This is a genomic window from Klebsiella sp. P1954, from assembly GCF_018199955.1.
In the GTDB taxonomy this organism is placed as follows: Bacteria; Pseudomonadota; Gammaproteobacteria; order Enterobacterales; family Enterobacteriaceae; genus Klebsiella; species Klebsiella pneumoniae.
Genome location: NZ_CP073373.1, coordinates 3,927,403 through 3,946,231, shown reverse-complemented (window position 1 = coordinate 3,946,231; position 18,829 = coordinate 3,927,403). Strand labels below are relative to the sequence as shown.

Sequence of the window (18,829 nt, the reverse complement as noted above, 5' to 3'; positions counted from 1 at the left end):
CGGCTGCAGCATTGTCCATCGCCCGGACCCGGCGTCTCAGGGGGTTTCGCGCCCGGCGAAAATCTCCGCCAGGCCGCTGCGCCGTTCGGTGCGCGTCACAATGGCCTGGGAGAGCACCTGCTCGTCGGCATAGAGCGACAACCGCCGTTTCGCGCGGGTGATCGCCGTGTAGACCAGTTCGCGGGTCACCAGCGGGACGCTGCGCGCCGGCAGGATCAGCGCCGCGTGTTCGAACTCCGAGCCCTGCGATTTATGCACGGTCATCGCCCAGGCGGTATCATGCTCCGGCAGACGGCTCGGCTGCACCGACTTGATGGCGCCGTCGGGCATCAGGAACCACACCCGCAGCTCGCCGTTGCGCTCCAGGGCGATGCCGATATCGCCGTTAAACAGCCCCAGCGCGCTGTCGTTGCGCGATATCATGATCGGTCGGCCATCATACCAGCGAGAGTGGCGCGGCAGGGCGATCGCCCGCTGGCGGTTGAGCCGCTGCTCCAGCCGCTCATTGACGCCGCTCACGCCGTACGGCCCCTCGCGCAGCGCGCACAGCAGCTGGAATTCGCTGAAAGCGGCCAGCATGGCCTGCGGTTCGGCCCGCTCGCGGCGCAGCTGCAGGTAGCGCTCATAGCCCTGCTGAGCCGCGCCGAGCATGGCTTCGTACTCTTCGGTCGTGCTGAGGGGATGAAGCGCGATATCGTCAAACGGCTGGCGCAACGTGGCCTTCACCTCCGCGCGCGCGCCAGCGTTCACCGCCCGCGCCAGGCTCCCGATGCCGGAGTGACTGCCGAAGCGATAGCTCTTTTGCAGCAGGCACAAACTGTCTCTCAGCGCGCCCGCGATAGCCCCCTCGCCCGCCGGCACCGGCGAACCGGTCAGCCGGGTCAGCTCCTGCGCTCGCGCGGCGGTATAGCCCGAACTCGCCCAGGCGCAGATATCCCCCAGCACCGCCCCCGCTTCTACGGAGGCCAGCTGGTCGCGATCGCCGAGGAAAATCACCCGCCCGTGGGCCGGCAGCGCGTCGATAAGCCGCGACATCATCGGCAGGTCGATCATCGAGGCTTCATCCACCACCAGCACGTCCAGATGCAGCGGGTTGCCGGCGTGATAGCGCATCCGCTGGCTGCCTGGCTGGGCGCCCAGCAGACGATGCAGCGTGCTGGCCTCGGTGGGAATTAACGCTTTCTGCGCGTCGGTCAGCGGCAGCTTTCTCAGCGCCGCCCCCAGCGATTCGGTCAGGCGCGCCGCCGCTTTCCCGGTCGGCGCTGCGAGGCGAATACGACAGCGTGGACTGTCGTCAATCTGGATCAGCGCCGCCAGAAGCTTCGCCACGGTGGTGGTCTTCCCGGTCCCGGGACCGCCGGAGATCACCGAGATGCGGCGGGTCAGCGCCACTGCCGCGGCCACTTTTTGCCAGTCGGTTTCGCCGGTGGCGGGAAACAGCGCATTCAGGGTGGCCGCCAGCCGCGCCTCATCCATCTCCAGCACCCGGTTGGCGTCATTGAAGAAGCGGGCGACGGTCAGCTCGTTGCGCCACATCCGGTTCAGGTAGAGCCGGTCGCCGCACAAAATCATCGGCGCCGGGGCATCGCCGCAGCTTACCGCCGACGACGCGAGCAGCAGCGCGGGCCAGTCCTCCGGCGCGCCGGCTTCGGCCAGCAGCCGATCGCGGATCTCCCCCGCTTTACCGCTCAGCGCCTCGTCGCCGCTCAACCGCGAGAGCGGCAGACAGACGTGCCCCTCGCCGGCATCCCGGCTCAGCAAGGCCGCCGCCAGCTTGACCGCCGGCGGGTCGTTTTGCGCCACCATCAGGGCAAACTGGACGTCCAGCGGCCGCAGCAGACGCTGCTCCACCGCCGCCAGCAGTAGTTGTTCGAAAGTCATGAGGCCTCCTCCTGAGTTTCTCCGGCAAAAAGCTGATCCAGACCGTCAATCAGCGGTCGCACCGGCCGGGTGGTGAAGATCCCCTGCCCCCCCTCCTGCCCGTCCATGCCGCGCAGGAAAAGATAAATCACGCCGCCGAAGTGGCGGTCATAGTCATAATCGGCCAGCCGGTGGCGCAGATAGCGGTGCAGCGCCAGGCTATACAGCTGATACTGTAGATCGTAGCGGTGGGCACGCATCGCCTGCTCCATCGCCGGCCGGGTGTAGGCCTCGCGATCTTCCCCCAGCCAGTTGGATTTGTAATCCAGCAGGTAATAACGGCCTTCGTGACGGAAGACCAGATCGATAAAGCCCTTCAGCATGCCGCGCACCTGGCGGAAATCCAGCGGCGGCGTGTCGGCAGAGAGGGGATCGTACTGGCGGATAAGCGCGTCAAGGCGCTCCGCCGTCAGCAGCTGGGCGATGGGCAGGTAAAATGCCATCTCCACCTGTTTATCCCGCGCCGCAAGCTGATTGAGCGCGATATCCGGCCCCGGCAGGCGGGTCTTCAGCACGCCCCCCAGCCAGTCGGTCAGCACCGGCGCCCACTGCGCGTCAAACCCGCTCAGCTGCAGCTTCTCCGCCATCCACCCTTCCGGCACCGGCTGGGTGAAGTCCAGCTCCTCAAACAGGCTGTGCAGGAAGGTCCCCGGCGCGGCGCCGCGCGGGAACTGGTGCGGAGTCAGCTGCGGCTCTTCCACGACTTCGCCGACGCCGGCGGCATCAACATCCAGACGCGGCAGCAAATCCTGCCCGCCGCTGAAACCATGCTGCTGCAGTCCGGAGTAACTGGTCACCCGCCAGTCGTCGGCGATGCGGCGCTGCAGCTCGCGCGCCGACAATCGCGGGATGGTCGCCGCGGGCGCCTGCCACGGGGTGAGATCCAGTTCGCCCGGAATCTGTAATGCAATATCGCCATGACAGAAGTCCGCCAGCCGCGCAGCCAGCCCGGCGGCGTCCATGGCTTCGCCCGCCTGCAGCAGCCGTCCCAGCGCGCTGAGGTGGAAATCGCTGTTGCCGGATTTCCGGCTGCTGAGCGGCGCCACGCCGAGGCTGCAGTGCCAGACCGCGCGGGTCAGGGCCACGTACAGCAGGCGCAGATCTTCCGCCAGTCGTTCCGCCTCCGCCAGCTCGAGGCTGGCCTCATCCTGGCACAAATCCAGCACCGCCGCGAACGTCTCGCGATCGTGGTAAAACGCCTGGTCCTGTTTACGAAACCGGGCGATAAACGGCAGCCAGACCAGGGGGTATTCCAGCCCTTTTGACTTGTGAATAGTGACAATTTGCACCAGGTGCTTATCGCTTTCGAGACGCATCTGCTGGCTGGCGGCGTTGCTGTCCGGCTCGGCGATATGCTGCGCCAGCCAGCGCACCAGGGCATGCTCGCTTTCCAGCTGGCTGGCCGCCTCCTGCAGCAGTTCGCTGATGTGCAGAATGTCGGTTAAACGCCGCTCGCCGCCGCGGGTCGCCAGCAGGTTCTCGGCGATATGCCGGGCTGTCATCAACGCCCGCAGCATCGGCATCACCCCGCGCTGCCGCCAAATCTGGCGGTATTCGCTGAACTCTTCCACCAGCGCGTCCCACGCCTGCTCGTCCTGGTTCAGGTTTTCAATATCCAGCGCGGTCAGGCCAAACATCGACGTCGCCAGCGCGCTGCGCAGGGTATTTTCCCGCTCCGGGGCCAGCACCGCCTGCAGCAGCCAGAGCAGCTCCTGGGCCTCCAGCGTCTCAAAAACGCTGTCGCGGTTGGAGAGGTAGACTGAGGGAATGCCCAGCGTCTGCAGCGCTTCACGTACCTGCGCTGCCTCCAGCCGGTTGCGCACCAGCACGGTAATATCCGAAGCCTGTACCGGGCGCGAGGTTTCCCCGCGCCACAGCAGCGCGCGCCCCTGCTGACCGGCGCTCAGCCAGTCGCGGATCTGCGTGGCGCAGAGCTGCGCCATAAAGGTCTGATAATCGCCAGACCCGACAGTGTCGCCGGGCATCAGCCAGACGTTCATCGCCGGTACGTCCGCCGCGTCAACGGTAAAGCGCAGCCCCTTGTTCTTCGCCGCCGCCTTCACCGGCAGGAACGGGATCTCGTGGAACATGAAGGGGTTATCGCTGAGGCTGAACAGCCGATTGACGCTGCCCACCATGCCCGGCGAGGAGCGCCAGTTGGTATCGAGGGTGTAGTGCGCGGCAACGTCGCCGCGCGCTTTCATATAGGTAAAGATATCGGCGCCGCGAAAGGCGTAGATGGCCTGCTTGGGATCGCCGATGAGCAGCAGAGCCGTCTCCGGCTGCCGGCGCCAGATGCGGCGAAAAATCCGGTACTGCTGAGGGTCGGTGTCCTGAAATTCATCGATCATCGCCACCGGAAAACGCTGGCGAATGGCGCTGGCCAGCGTCTCGCCGCTGTCGCCGCGCAGCGCCTCGTCAAGCCGGCTGAGCATATCGTCAAACCCCAGCTCGCCGCGGCGGCGCTTTTCGCGGGCGACCGCATCGCGGATCTCGACCATCGCTCTCGCCAGCACCAGATCGGTGAGCGTCAGCGAGGAGGCCAGCAACGACTCTACGGCGCTAAACAGGGGATGCACCGGCGGTTCGCCACCGGCTTTGGTGCGCTCGAGCAGAAACGACTGGGCAAATTTCTCCAGCGCGTCGGGCAGTTGGTAGCTTAACGTCTCTTCCTGCGCCCAGGCGTTCACTTTCTCCATCCACTTGCCCTGGTTGCCGCGATTAAACTTCCGCCGGTCAAGGCCGGAATTTTCCAGCACGCCTTCGATCTCGCCCACCTGCTCACGCCACTGCTGCTTGAGCGAGTCAATGCGGGCGATGATCTGCTGATGGCGTTCGGCCAGCGTCTCGTTAGGGGCTGGCGGCGACTTAAGCTGCGGCGCTTCGCCCTGCAGCCAGCGGTCAAGGGACTTCAGCAGATCGCGCGGCCCTTTCCAGACGTCGTGGATCACCGCCGCGATATCGCGGGTCAGGGGATAGCAGTGGCGGCGCCAGAAATCGGCGCAGGCCTGATAGCGCAGGCGGGATTCATCCTCGATCAGCTGTTGCTCGAACAGCATGCCCGACTCGAAGGCGTTAAGGCTCAGCATCCGTTGGCAAAAGCCGTGGATGGTGAATACCGCCGCCTCGTCCATCTGCCGTTCAGCCAGCAGCAGCGTCTTCGCAGCGTCATCTTTATCGGCGATCTCCGCCAACAACGCGCTGTAGAGCGGATTGTCGGATTCGCCGCGCAGGCAGGCGATGCGCAGTTCGTGGATGTTGCTGCGGATACGGCCGCGCAGCTCTTCGGTCGCCGCCTCGGTAAAGGTCACCACCAGCAGTTCTTCAACGCTGATGGCGCGGGGATAGGCGGCCTCATCGCCCAGCCCCAACAGCAGCCGCAGATACAGCGCGGCGATGGTAAAGGTTTTTCCGGTGCCCGCAGAGGCTTCTATCAGGCGCTCGCCGATCAGGGGCAAGCGCAGGGGATCCAAAGACTCAGCGGTGTCGGTCATTCATTCTCTCGCATCAGGGGTAAGGATTGCTGCAATGCGCTGACGTTTTCCCACACTTTGCCGCCTTTCGGCTGGGCATAGTCCGCTTTGCCATTCTGGCTACCGGAAATCTGGGACAAGATCGTCATGCCCTGCGGATCCACCACCGTCTGATGGAAGAAGTCGGCAAGTTTTTGCGGCGTCAGCAGTTTAATCTGAGCCACTACTTTATCACGTGAATCAAAACGCATATTACCGCGATCGAAATCTTTGCTCAGTTTCGAGGCTTCATCGCCCAGCGTCTGCGGCGCCTGCAGCATCTGGCTTATCACCGCCTGCTGGAGCTGAGCAAACTCTTCCGGCTTCATCGCCCGCAGCTTCGCCTCCGCGGTGGGGAAGAAGGCCTGGAACCGCTGCCAGAGGAAGGCCGGCTGCTTATCGCTACTCTGCAGCAGGAAGCCCATGCCCCACTGGCGCCCCACGTTCATCGGGAAGGCAAAGACCGCGTAGCCGAGCTGCTCTTCAGTACGCAGCTGGTTGTAGAACCACGGCTGAATGATCTGCCCCAGCAGGGTGCTGGCGGCGGTGCTGCTGAACTCATCCACGTTGGGCGGCGCAAACACCGCGGCCAGCGCGGAGTCGGTGCTATTGCCCGCTTTGTTGAAGATCGCCAGCTGCTGCCGGTTCACCACCACGTCTTTATTACGGCACCATTCGTTGCCGTCGGCGCCCAGCTGCTGCTGGATCTGGCGGGCCAGGGTCGTGGCGGCATCGGCGGTCATATTGCCGATCACCATCAGTTCAGGACGCCCCCTGGTTTTCAGGTTGGCGCGGTAGTCGAGCACCTCTTTAAGGGTAATGGAGGGCAGCAGCGCCCGGCGCACTTCGCGCTGGAAGTACGGCACCTGCGAGACCATCTGGATCGGCATAATCGCCTGATCGTAGGCTTTGCCTTTCTCGGCGGAATCCATCATCTGCGCATACCAGGATTTGGCCTGCTCCAGCTGCTCCTCGGTCGGCGTATAGCTGAAGTATCCCTGCAACAGATCGCTGAACAGCGCCGGAAGATGCTGGGTATAGCCGTTGGCATTGACCATTAATCCGTTATTAGCGCCGGTAGAGAACGAAATGCCGCCGACCGCCGCCTGGTTACTGAGCTGGTTGAGGGCGATGCCGGCGAGATAATCGTTGAGGGCAAACATCACCTGCCGGCGAGCGCTGTCCATCGCCTGGGGATTACGCAGCACCAGGGAGATGTCCGCCTTCGGCTCGCTGGCAAAATACTGGCTCGGGGCATACACCACCCGCAGCGTCGGTTCATCAAGGATCAGCTGCGGATGCGGCCAGGCTTTATCGCTTTTGATAAGGGTGAAGTCATCCGGAATATAGGGGTTGAGCGCCGGCAGCTGCAGCTGGATGGCCTGCGATTTGTGCTGCCAGTCAGCGAACGTCTGCTCGCTAATCTTATCCACCTGATACGGCGCATCGACAAAGTAGGCCGTCTTGTTATGCGGCTCCTGGGGGCTGATATACCAGATGCGGGCGTTCTGCGGGGTCATCATCGCCAGCCGGTCTTTGATCGCCTGCGGGTCGTACTGGTCGGCAATATTCACCACGTCCAGCGCATGTTCGACCGGCACTCGGATCATGGTGTCCGCCAGCCATTCCACGTAGTCCATGTCGCGGTTGATCGACGGATAGCGGAAATCCAGCGCCAGTACATGCGCCAGTTCGTCGAAGTACCGTTTATCGATGCCCTGAGTACGCAGGAGGTCGAGGTAGCTGAAAATGGCCGCCGTCACTTCATCGCGGTGCGCCAGGCCTTTGTCGGTGAGGGTGGCTGAGATCGCCAGTACGCCGCTGTTGCCGTTTACCACCGGATCGGAATCGGCGCGGATACCTTCCGCCAGACCCTGTTTTTGCAACCAGTCAGAGAGCGTGCCCGGGCTGCGGTTGCCGATAAGATAGGTGACCAGCTCATCGGTTTTGCTGCGGAAGCGATCGCTGTTGTTGTCGATGCGAAACTCGACGCGCAGCACTTTACGCGGCATCGCCGGCACATAGTGAATAATGATGCCTTTTTGCGCATCCGTGACCACCGGGACGGTAATTTCCGGCCTGCTGATCTGACGATTCGGCACGCGGCCAAAGGTGTCCGCAGCCATGCGCGCCAGCGCCGGCAACGGCTTGTTGCTGTAGATCACCGCTTTCATCAGATTGGCGGAGTACCAGCTATCGCGGAAGGTGTGCAGCGCATCAAGCACCGGGCTGCCGGGCTTATCGCTGAGCGTCTCGAGGTTGCCACCCGAGAAGTGGGCCGCCGGGTGAGCCGGGTTGATGGTCTCCGCGCTGACCTGGGCCATGCGCATCCCGTCTCGCGTCCGAGCCATCGTCAGCTCGGCGTTGACCGCGTTACGTTCGCGGTCGGCATATTTTTTATCCAGCAGCGGCGCGGCGATGGCGTCGGCCAGGCGATCTACGGCCCCGTCCAGCGCATCATTTTCCACTTCAAGATAAAACGCGGTGCGGTAGGGCGCGGTACTGGCGTTATGGCTGCCGCCGTGCAGCTTAAGAAACTCTGCAAGGCTGTCAGGCTGGGGATATTTTTGCGACCCCATCAGCGTCATATGTTCCAGAAAATGCGCCAGCCCCTGATGATCTGCCGGATCCTGCAGGGATCCCACCGGCACCACCAGCGCCGACAGCGATTTCACCGCCTGCGGATCGGAAACCAGCAGCACGACCATGTCGTTATCAAGGCGGATCGCCTGATACTGACGCGTATCTTTTTCGCTTTTGCGGATCGTCTCCTGAATCGGCTGCCATCCGGTGTCGGCCTGACTAAACGGCGCCCAGAGGGCGGCCAGCACTACAAAAACCTTGAACCATAAACTGCGGGGCATTCACGAACCTCATCATTAACAAACTTGCGCTGCACAGCGTGCAGCCTTTTATGTCCATCAGTCCGTGATACGTTGCGCATATTAAATGAACCGCCATTCAGTGCGCAATTTTTATACTATTTAAATTTGTGTGGACCGATGGTAACGATATAGCGGTAACAGATAACGCTGCGTCTGGGCAATGATTTCTTCGTAATGCGCCGGCTCCAGCGAACGCCACAGGCGTTGATACCAGATATCGGCGCCCTCCCCGCTGACCACCATGTTCCCTTCGTAGGTCTGCAGGAATTTGCTCCGCGCTTTCTGCTGCGTCTCTTCGTCCATTAAGATGACATCCTTTTCGGCGTCGTAACAGGCTTTCAGCCAGGCACCACCGCTTTCCGGCAGCAGCAGCAGCGGCTGCGACATCCCCAGCAAATAGCCATCCACCAGCTCGTTAAGGTACGCCTGCGCCTCGGCGGGCGCCAGCGCCGGAAAGCGCCACTCTCCCTCTTTCCGCACAAACAGCCGGCTCTCGCCGGTGCCGCCGCTGGCGCAGTAGACAAGGTGTTCCAGCCAAAGTTGCATCCCCTGGGAGACGCTCAGCAGCGAAGGCCGCCAGCGCAGCAGACCGTCCGGCTGCACCTGCTGCAGCCAGCCGGTCAGGTTCACGCCGCCGCACTGCAGATCGATCTCCATGCTCTGCGCCTGCTGGCGCTCGGCCATCACCCGCTCGGCCAGCGCCTGCATCTCCAGGCGCTGCGTCTCCCAGACCAGCTCGCCAAAGGCGCCATACGGCAGCTCGCCGGCGGCGCGAAAGCGGCGGAACATAGCCGAGACGTCCTGCTCCTCAATAAGCGTATTGAGCAGTTGCTGATTCAGTTGATAACGGCTCAGCCCTTCAAGAGTGAACGGCTCGTCGTCTGGAATATCGTCCTCTTCGGCGCGGAAATTGACCCGCAAACGCTGCTGAAAGAACGCGCGTACCGGGTGCTGCCAGAAGCGCAGGAGCTGATCGAACGGCAGGCTGTCAATCGGCGGCGCGGTGAGCGGCTGTATAAAATCGCTATGCGCCTCTCCCTGCTGGCCGGCGGCCGCCAGCCATTCACGAGCGTAGCTCTTGTTCTCGTCTTCCTGGAAATTGGCTACGTCGAACGGCATGCGCGTATGCAGATGGGTGATGTGGGCTTTAACCCGCGCTTCGCTGGCGTCGCAGTCAAGCTCTTCGTCACCGGCGAGACAGTGGCTCTGGCCGATATAATCCACCAGCTCCTGCACCAGCACCGAAGGAAAACGCTCGCTGTTGTCCTGTATCGAACGGCCGATATAGCTGATATACAGCGTCTGCTCGGCGGACATCAGCGCTTCGAGGAACAGATAGCGGTCATCATCGCGCCGGCTGCGGTCGCCGCGCTGCGGCTTCTGGCTCATTAAATCAAAGCCCAGCGGCGGTAGCGTGCGCGGATAAACCCCGTCATTCATCCCCAGCAGGCACACCACCTTAAAGGGGATCGAACGCATCGGCATCAGGGTACAGATATTGACCGGGCCGGCAAGAAAGCGCTGGCTGATCCGCTGCTGATCGAGGCGCTGGGCCAGCTCATCGCGCAGCAGCGTCAGCGGCACCTGCTCGCCATACTGCGCCTCCAGACCGCTATCAATAACCGCCAGCCACTGCTGCTCTATCAGCGCCAGCGCCGCTTCGGTCTCGCTGTCCGGCAGGAAAAAGTCATTCAGCAGATCGCGACAGACCGGCAGCCACTCCGCCAGCGGCCGCTGCTGGGCCAGGCCGCGTCGCCACAGATTAAGCTGCATCAGCAGCGACGCGAGGTTGCCCACCAGCTCGGCGATCAAACCGCTGGATTCGTCATACGGCAGCACCGACTGCCATTCTCCCTCGCGGCTGTCCATCGCGTAGCCCAACAGCATGCGGGTGAGGCCGAACCGCCAGGTATGCTGCCCGGTCGCCGGCAGGTCCAGCTCACGGACGTTGTCGTCATCCATTCCCCAGCGGACGCCGGACTCGTTCACCCACTGGCGCAGATAGCGCAGCCCTTCTTCCGTGATATTAAAGCGCGCCGCCAGCACCGGGACGTCCAGCAGCGCCAGCACATCTTCACTGGCGAAGCGGCTGTCCGGCAGCGAGAGCAGCGTGATAAACGCCTGCAGCACCGGGTGCGACTCTCGGGCGCGACGGTCGGAGATCGCCCACGGCAGCCAGCGATCGCCGCTGGCGGCGCCAAACACCGCCTGTATATAGGGGCTGTAGCTGTCGATATCCGCCACCATGACGATGATATCCCGCGGCGTGAGCGTCGGATCCGCCTCCAGCATCGCCAGTAGCCTATCGTGCAGAACCTCCACTTCGCGCTGCGGACTGTGGCAGACGTGAATGCTCAGACTGCGGTCATCCAGCGTCAGCGGACGTTTGTCGCGACTGTGGGCGAATGCCTCTGCGCTCTGCCCAGCCACCGCCGCGTTGCGTAGTTCAAGGATATCCGACTGCAGGTTATGCAACAGGTTATCGGGGGCGATGTCGACAAAAGCGTCCAGCTCCTCATAGCGCTCCAGCCCCGCCAACAGGTAGATATAGTCGCGCCCCAGTTTCCCCCAGGAGGCGAGCAACGGGTTGCCGACATCCTGTTCCCCGGCGTCATTAAACAACCCCGGCGCCTGCTCGGTGTCGCGAAACAGGGGTAGCGCGCGCGCCTCGCGGTGATGGCGCCGCTGGCGCGACAGCAGCTTCGCCAGGAACGCCGGATCCTTAATGTCTCCCCAGTAGTAGCGGCAGGGGTTGGTAAACAAGACATAGACATCGACATGCTTACCCAGCGCCTGCAGCGCCTGAAGATAGACCGGCGGCAGCGCGGAAATCCCGCAGATGAAGACGCGCGACGGCAGCCCGGCGGGCGGTTCGTCCGCTTTTTCCAGGGTACTGATAAAGCGCTGGTAGAGATTGGCGCGGTGCCACTGCGGCTGCCCCAGCTCGGCGGTGTAGCTCACCAGCGCCTGCCACAGCGGCGCCTGCCACTGCTGGGCATCGCCGAGACCTTCCACCCGCTGGCCGGCCTCCCAGCGCATCAGCCACTCCGGGCGATAGACGAGGTACTGGTCATAGAGGTCCGCCACCCGGGCGGCCAGCTGAAACAGCTTGCGCTTGTCGCCGTCATCACTCAGATACTGGCGCAGCAGGATAAAATCGTCTTCCTCCAGGTGCTGCGGCAGGAGGGTCATCAGCTTCCAGCTCATGCTCTGCTTGCTGAAGGCGCTTTCGCCAGGAATATCTTTCAGGACGCGCACGAACATATCCCAGATAAAGCTCGCCGGCAGCGGGAACTCGATATTGGCGGCAATCCCGAAGCGCGCGGCCAGGGTCATCTGCAGCCACTGCGCCATGCCGGTACTCTGCACCAGCACCATTTCGGCCTGAAAAGGGTCATCCAGCCGCTGGCGCTCGACGATAAACTCCATCAACGCCTCGAGAACATCCAGCCGGTTTGAGTGGTATACCCTTAACATAATTGCTCCTGACTACTGGCTGACCGGGCAATGCAGCCGGGTCATCTGCACCCGCTTTGCAACGGGTCTACTGATCGTTACCGTGATGCTGACACATCTTTGCCTCGATGTCTGCATACGGCTTACCTGCCCGCGTGCCGGCGACGGCGGCGCGGAGAGCTGGCTATAGCGCCACGCGTCGCGCCACAGTTGACGGGTCTGGTTCAACTGGACAATTCCTTGCGCCATTCCGCGCTGATAGCCGCCCAGCGCGGTGACCGTCAGCACCATCAGCGCCATCGCCAGCACGGTCTCCGGCAGGCTAAACCCCCGCTGACGCTTCAGGGCATTTGACATAAGCTCGCCTCCCTGAGCGGGCAAAAATCGCTCCAGCCGTGGGCGGAAAAACGCACCTGCCCGCCGCGCACCTCGCCGGACTGCCAGACCTGCACCTCGCCGCTGGCGCTGCTGAGCACCAGTGAACCGTCGCCGAAGATACGCAGACAGGCGCGCCAGCCCTGCGGCGCCTGCTCCCGGCAGGCCAGCGCCACCTGCGCCGACCAGACCTGCTGTTTTCCCCACTGCAGCGCGGAATGGGCTATCGCCGTATCGCGGATCGCCTGCGTTTCGCTGGCGGTTTGCGCCAGCAGCGCCCGCTGCTGCAGGTTAAGCCCCTCGAGTAACAGGCTGCCGAGGGTCAGCAACAGGAGCACCATCAGCAGCGACGACATTCCACGCTGGCGGATCACAGGTTATACCCCGTCACCCGCTGCTCAACCTCGCTCGTCAGGCCCGTCTGTTGCGCGGAGCGCGCCGCCAGCGTCACGCTCAGCTCCGGCGCGAAGCCCGGGGTGACCTGACGTTGTACCGAGAAGCGCGTCACCACGATGGCGGCCGGGTTGGTGATTTTCTCCCATCCGCCGCCGCGGCAGTCGCTGGCCCCGCGCAGGGTCTCCAGCGCGCCGTCGCGCAGGCGAAAGCCGGTGCTCTCCGCCGCTGCCGCGGGGGAGGTTTCCCATCTCCCGTTGCTGTTCGCATCCCAGCGCACAATCAGACACTCCCCGCCAGCGGCTAGCTCCAGCCCGGCTCCGCCGCACGCTCCCCGGCAGTACCCGGCGCGCTGCAGATGTTTTCCCACGGCATGCACACGCTGCCACAGCTCGTTCTCCAGGGCCAGCTGTTCGCCCTGGCGCAGAATATGACGCTGCAGGGCAGGCAGAAAGCGGCAGGCCCCCATCAGCAGCAGCGAGCCGATGGCCATGGCGATAAGCGCCTCCGCCAGGGAAAATCCGCGGCGGCTCACTGACACCCTCCTGCGCTGTCGCTGCGGCATAAACGAATCCGCCCCCAGTGTGAGATCACAATGCTCCAGCTGCCGGCCGCGCTCTGCAGCCGCAGATTCCCCGCCCAGGCGGTGCTGCGCAGACCATAAAACCCCAGACCAGGCGTAACGCCAGCCAGCGTGATCCCCGGCCAGCGCGGGCGCAGCGTGAAGGATGTCCCCGAGGCGCAGTCAGGCCCCTCCCCCTCCGCGCTCAGGCACCAGCCCACTTCGTCCTGGCCGACGCGAAGCACGCGGTCCCGGTTGTAGGCGTTGGCGTCATCGCGCAGAAAGAGCAGAAAATCCCGCACCTGGACGGCGGTTTGCCACAGTCGTTGCTGCTGCTGCCAGCGCTGCCAGCCGTACAGGCCGCCGACGCTGAGGATCATCATCAGTGTCAGCGTTACCAGGGTTTCCATCAGGGTGTAGCCATGTTCTCTGTTCATGGCGTCGAGTATGCCGCGGCGATTAGCCCTGGCGCGACGACGGAAAATAGCTTTCCCGGCCAGATACGCAAAAAAGCTTTGCATACTCGACAGAAGAACATTTTTTTGCGAACGTCTACCCAACTTCGCCCACCGCAACCACCTGTGGCCTGGGGGGCAGGTGAAAACAACCTTCTCCCGGTGGTAACGGAAAGCGCTCCCATCGGGTGGTGCGAAGGGCATAAAAAAACCGGCGCCATCGAGCGCCGGTTGGTTATCTCTGCTGGGGGTTAAATCGCCACCGGCGCTTTAATGCCCGGGTGCGGATCGTAACCTTCAATCTCGAAGTCTTCAAAGCGGTAGTCGAAGATCGACGCCGGCTTGCGTTTGATGACCAGCTTCGGCAGCGGACGCGGTTCGCGGCTTAGCTGCAGGTTGGTCTGCTCAAGATGGTTGCTGTACAGATGGGTGTCTCCGCCGGTCCAGACGAAATCACCGACCTGCAGATCGCACTGCTGCGCCACCATATGCACCAGCAGCGCATAGCTGGCGATATTGAACGGCAGGCCGAGGAACACATCGCAGGAACGCTGATACAGCTGGCAGGAGAGCTTGCCGTCGGCGACGTAGAACTGGAAGAAGGCGTGGCACGGCGCCAGCGCCATTTTATCCAGCTCGCCGACGTTCCATGCCGAGACGATGATCCGGCGGGAGTCCGGGTCGTTTTTCAGCTGGTTCATCACCGTGCTGATCTGGTCGATATGGCGGCCATCCGGCGCAGGCCAGGAACGCCACTGTTTGCCGTAGACCGGCCCCAGGTCGCCATTCTCATCCGCCCACTCGTCCCAGATGGTGACGTTGTTCTCGTGCAGATAGGCGATGTTGGTGTCGCCCTGCAGGAACCACAGCAGTTCATGGATGATGGAGCGTAAATGACAGCGCTTGGTGGTCACCAGCGGGAAGCCTTCCTGCAGGTTAAAACGCATCTGATGGCCGAAAATGGAGATCGTGCCAGTGCCGGTGCGGTCATTTTTTGGCGTGCCCTCGGTGAGCACTTTCTGCATCAAATCAAGATACTGTTTCATGGTTCCTCAAGAATTCTGTTGCTGCGGACGGTGGCGGTAAGCCCAAACCATCATAATGATACCCGCAAGCACCATCGGGATCGAAAGAATCTGCCCCATGCTGATGTACTGCACCCAGCCGCCGGTGAACTGGGCGTCGGGCTGGCGGAAGAATTCCACGATGATGCGGAACAGGCCGTAGCCAATCAGGAACAGACCGGAAACGGAGCCGGTCGGGCGCGGTTTACGGATAAACAGGTTGAGGATCAGGAACAGTACCACGCCTTCCAGCGCCAGCTCGTACAGCTGCGACGCGTGACGCGGCAGCGCGCCGTAGGTATCGAACAGCGATTGCCATTCCGGATGCGTCGGCAGCAGCGCCAGGTCTTCGGCACGGGAGCCCGGGAAAATCATCGTGTAGTGGAAGCTCGGGTCTACGCGGCCCCACAGCTCGCCGTTGATAAAGTTGCCCAGACGCCCGGCGCCAAGACCAAACGGGATCAGCGGCGCGATAAAATCGGAGACTTGGAAGAAGGTGCGTTTGGTGCGTCTGGCGAAGATAATCATCACCAGGATCACGCCGATCAGGCCGCCGTGGAACGACATGCCGCCGTCCCAGACGCGGAACAGATACAGCGGATCGGCAAGAAATACCGGCAGGTTGTAAAACAGCACGTAGCCGATACGACCGCCCAGGAAGACGCCGAGGAAGCCCGCGTAGAGCAGGTTTTCCACTTCATTTTTCGTCCAGCCGCTGCCCGGACGATTCGCCCGACGGGTGGCCAGCCACATCGCAAAGACAAAGCCCACCAGGTACATCAAACCGTACCAGTGGAGGGAGACCGGGCCTAGAGAAAAAATGACCGGATCGAACTCCGGAAAATGCAGGTAGCCACTATTCATCTGTCACCATAAAGACTTGTTATTCCGCCGAAAGTGGACAGCGGTGATGATCCATACCCGAACAAAACGGGCACGCCGAAGGAGGCGAATCATAGCATAAGCCACAAGAGCGATCCGCGCCGAACGTGTAAAAGATATGTATACGGATGCTAACAGAATGCCGTTTTCCCGGCGGTCCCCTACTTTGCCGGAGGGTGCGAGCAGAGGATCCCCGGGTTACGGCTTACGCCTCACCCGGGCTGGCGCTACCGCCCGCCGCGGATCAGGCCGCCGAGACCGCGACGCTCCATAAAGGCCGCCACCTGATGGCGCACCTCGGCGGTCATCTGCGCATCGAGGCTGCGACGCGACAGCTCCTGCGCCTCTTCGATATCAATGCGGCGCAGCAGATACTTCACCCTCGCCACCGAGCGGCCGTTCATCGACAGATGGCGGTAACCGAGGCCGATAAGGATCGTCACGCACATCGGGTCGCCCGCCATCTCGCCGCACAGGCGCAGATCGATGCCAAAGCGCTCCGCGTCATGGGCGATCATCGCCAGCGCACGCAATACCGCAGGATGCAGGCTGTCATACATGCTGGCGACCCGGGTATTGTTGCGGTCGACGGCCAGCAGGTACTGGGTCAGGTCGTTCGTCCCTACTGAGATAAAATCGATCCGGCTGGCCAGCTGCGGCAGCATAAAGACCATCGACGGGACCTCCAGCATCACCCCCAGGCGCGGACGTGGGATGGCGTAGCCGATCATCTCTTCCACTTCCCGGCTGGCGCGATCGATCAGCCGACGGGCCTCATCCACCTCCTCCAGACTGGTCACCATCGGCAGCAAAATGCTGAGGTTGCCGGTGGCGGCGTTGGCGCGCAGCATCGCCCGCACCTGGATCAAAAAGATCTCCGGCTGATCGAGGGTGATGCGGATCCCGCGCCAGCCGAGGCACGGGTTCTCTTCGCTGATCGGCATATACGGCAGCTGTTTATCCGCGCCGATGTCCAGGGTACGCAGGGTCACCGGTTTGCTGTTAAACATCTGCAGCATGCCCTGATACTGGGCGACCTGCTCCTCTTCTGAGGGGAAGCCGCTCTGCAGCATAAAGGGAATTTCGGTGCGGTAGAGGCCAATGCCGTCAACAAAGCTGCCGAGCTTCTCTTCGTGCTCCGGGCTTAAGCCGGCGTTAAGCATGACTTTCACCCGCTCGCCGCTTTTCAGCTCCGACGCGCGCTGGAGATCGTCCTCCGCCAGGCGGCTGAGTTCGTTCTCTTCGCTGATAAGGCGCTGATACTCCTGCAACAGGACAGGTTCAGGATCCACCAGCAGTTCACCGCGATAGCCATCGACAATCAGCGTATGGCCATGCAGCAGCGAGGGCTGAATATCGGCGCCCATCACCGTTGGGATGCCGAGGGCCCGCACCATAATAGCGGCATGGGAGTTGGCGGCGCCATCGCGCACCACCACGCCGGCCAGGCGATCCTGCGGCACTTCGGCGAGGGTGGTGGCCGACAGCTCGTCCGCCACGAGGATAATGCGCGCCGGCCAGGTGTTGGGCCCCTGAATACTGTCGTCGAGATGGAACAGCAGACGCTGGCCCAGGGTACGCAGATCGCCGGCCCGCTCTTTCAAATAGCCGTCGCTCAGCGCGGCAAACTGTTCGGCGAACTTCTCAATGATCTTTTTGACGGCCCACTCGGCGACGGCGCCTTTGTCAACTTCGGCAAACAGCTCGCGACGCAGGCGGGCGTCGGAGAGCAGGTGCGAGTAGAGATCGAAGATCGCCGCCGTCTCTTTTTGCGCCCCGGCAGCATAGCGTTTGCTGTAGCGACGAAACTCGTTGGCCGCCTCTTCCAGCGCACCGGTCAGGCGTTCGCGTTCCGAGGCGGTGTCCAGCGTCGAGGCTTCATACACCTGCTCCATCAGCGGCAGGCTGACGTCCATCCAGCCCTCGGCGATCGCCACCCCGGAAGAGGCCGGCAGAGCGCGAATGCGCGTTTGACGATACTGGCCGAACAGGGCGTTCAGCTGGGACTGGGAGAGGATCGCCGCCATCTGGGTGGCGAGGGTGACGAGGAAAGACTCTTCGCTTTCATCAAACTGACGCAGCTCGCGCTGCTGGACCACCAGCACGCCCAGCAGCTGGCGGCGCTGAATGATCGGCACGCCAAGGAAGGCGCGGAAGCGGTCCTCTTTGACGGCGGGGATATATTTGAAGCTGGGGTGTTTTTGCGCATCGGCGAGGTTGATGGGTTCCGCCAGGCGGCCAACCAGCCCCACCAGGCCTTCATCGAACGCCAGCGCAACGGTGCGCCCGCGAGGTTTTTTTAACCCGCGGGTGGCCATCAGGTAATAGCAGCGTCGGTCATTGTCAGCCAGGTAAACCGAGCAGACTTCCGTCTCCATCGCCTGGCAGACATCCGTCACCAGAATATCCAGCGCCTCGTTTAAACGCGGCGCGCTCGCGACCTTCTCGACTATTTCTCGCAACCGAGTGAGCATAATGTGCGTGGCTTAACCTCTTTTACGTCGATAAGCAGGCGCGTTTTGCGGCTTAGGTGCGCTCTCCGCCAGCGACATGGTCACGCTGGCGAACTCTTTCATCACCCGGCGGTAGACGTCGCGCTTAAACGACACCACCTGGCGAACCGGGTACCAGTAACTCACCCAGCGCCAACCATCAAATTCAGGTGTACTGCTGGTTTGCATATTGATGTCCGCATCGTTGCCGATCAACTGCAAAAGAAACCACTTTTGTTTCTGGCCGATACAAACCGGCTTTGTGTCCCAACGCACCAAACGTTTAGGCAACTTGTAACGCAGCCAGTTACGGGTTGAGGCCAGGATCCGCACATCTTTACGGCTTAACCCGACCTCTTCAAACAATTCCCGATACATCGCCTGCTCTGCGGATTCTCCTGGATTAATGCCCCCTTGCGGGAACTGCCACGAGTGCTGACCATAGCGCCGGGCCCACATCACCTGGCCCTGACGATTACAGATTACAATACCGACATTTGGGCGGTAGCCATCGTCATCAATCACCGGACTACCTCAAGATAAGCTTCAATGTGAATGATTGTTTCACACTCGCCGGAAACGGTAAACCACTCTGTTCGCACACTGAGAACGGATAACATTTGAATAACTCACAGTAATTGCCAGAGTTATAAACAATGAAAGCGCGTGACAGCCGATTTTATTCACTTTTTCTGTGGATAGAGTTGTGAAGAAGTACGGAATTAACCCGGGAAAACCCAGAGTAATCCGAACATCGCATCGCTAGCATCTGAAAATAATAGTATCATATTCATAAAGTTAGAATATATTCCTTTCACACATTACAGCATAAC

General features: G+C 62.0%; 12 protein-coding genes. All 12 read right to left on the bottom strand.

The genetic code is table 11. From position 1 onward, the window contains the following. Positions 1 to 36: 36 nt before the first annotated feature. The 12 genes from recD to rppH all read right to left on the bottom strand — a co-directional run bounded on the left by recD (position 37) and on the right by rppH (position 18,521). The gene (gene recD, locus KB890_RS19000; RefSeq protein WP_004181177.1) at positions 37 to 1,881 is read right to left on the bottom strand and encodes an exodeoxyribonuclease V subunit alpha; all 1,845 of its coding nucleotides are present in this window, start codon (positions 1,879 to 1,881) and stop codon (positions 37 to 39) included. Beyond that, the gene (recB, locus tag KB890_RS18995) at positions 1,878 to 5,414 is read right to left on the bottom strand and encodes an exodeoxyribonuclease V subunit beta (RefSeq protein ID WP_004181180.1); all 3,537 of its coding nucleotides are present in this window, start codon (positions 5,412 to 5,414) and stop codon (positions 1,878 to 1,880) included. Before recB ends, recD begins: the two co-directional genes overlap by 4 nt. After that, on the bottom strand, positions 5,411 to 8,296 hold the full coding sequence (ptrA, locus tag KB890_RS18990; RefSeq protein ID WP_022631423.1) for a pitrilysin: 2,886 nt from the start codon (positions 8,294 to 8,296) through the stop codon (positions 5,411 to 5,413). The genes recB and ptrA overlap by 4 nt, the downstream gene beginning before the upstream one ends. Before the next feature lie 120 nt (positions 8,297 to 8,416). Further along, positions 8,417 to 11,794: an exodeoxyribonuclease V subunit gamma gene (recC, locus tag KB890_RS18985; protein ID WP_004149621.1), complete on the bottom strand. Its 3,378-nt coding sequence runs from the start codon at positions 11,792 to 11,794 to the stop codon at positions 8,417 to 8,419. Positions 11,795 to 11,806: 12 nt separating this feature from the next. Further along, positions 11,807 to 12,130, bottom strand: a complete 324-nt coding sequence (locus tag KB890_RS18980; RefSeq protein ID WP_002915888.1) for a prepilin-type N-terminal cleavage/methylation domain-containing protein — start codon at positions 12,128 to 12,130, stop codon at positions 11,807 to 11,809. After that, the gene (locus tag KB890_RS18975; RefSeq protein ID WP_004181182.1) at positions 12,115 to 12,522 is read right to left on the bottom strand and encodes a DUF2509 family protein; all 408 of its coding nucleotides are present in this window, start codon (positions 12,520 to 12,522) and stop codon (positions 12,115 to 12,117) included. The genes KB890_RS18980 and KB890_RS18975 overlap by 16 nt, the downstream gene beginning before the upstream one ends. After that, on the bottom strand, positions 12,519 to 13,076 hold the full coding sequence (locus tag KB890_RS18970) for a prepilin peptidase-dependent protein (RefSeq protein WP_004143963.1): 558 nt from the start codon (positions 13,074 to 13,076) through the stop codon (positions 12,519 to 12,521). The genes KB890_RS18975 and KB890_RS18970 overlap by 4 nt, the downstream gene beginning before the upstream one ends. Then, positions 13,073 to 13,624 (bottom strand): prepilin peptidase-dependent protein, encoded by a 552-nt coding sequence (locus KB890_RS18965; RefSeq protein WP_002915932.1) that lies wholly within the window; start codon positions 13,622 to 13,624, stop codon positions 13,073 to 13,075. The genes KB890_RS18970 and KB890_RS18965 overlap by 4 nt, the downstream gene beginning before the upstream one ends. 185 nt (positions 13,625 to 13,809) lie before the next feature. Beyond that, positions 13,810 to 14,604: a thymidylate synthase gene (gene thyA, locus KB890_RS18960; protein WP_002915933.1), complete on the bottom strand. Its 795-nt coding sequence runs from the start codon at positions 14,602 to 14,604 to the stop codon at positions 13,810 to 13,812. Between the two features lie 6 nt (positions 14,605 to 14,610). After that, on the bottom strand, positions 14,611 to 15,486 hold the full coding sequence (gene lgt / locus KB890_RS18955; protein WP_002915934.1) for a prolipoprotein diacylglyceryl transferase: 876 nt from the start codon (positions 15,484 to 15,486) through the stop codon (positions 14,611 to 14,613). A gap of 245 nt (positions 15,487 to 15,731) precedes the next feature. Then, on the bottom strand, positions 15,732 to 17,978 hold the full coding sequence (gene ptsP / locus KB890_RS18950) for a phosphoenolpyruvate--protein phosphotransferase (RefSeq protein ID WP_002915935.1): 2,247 nt from the start codon (positions 17,976 to 17,978) through the stop codon (positions 15,732 to 15,734). A gap of 12 nt (positions 17,979 to 17,990) precedes the next feature. Next, a complete protein-coding gene (rppH, locus tag KB890_RS18945) occupies positions 17,991 to 18,521 on the bottom strand; it encodes an RNA pyrophosphohydrolase (RefSeq protein ID WP_002915936.1) in 531 nt (176 codons plus the stop codon). Between the last annotated feature and the right edge of the window lie 308 nt (positions 18,522 to 18,829).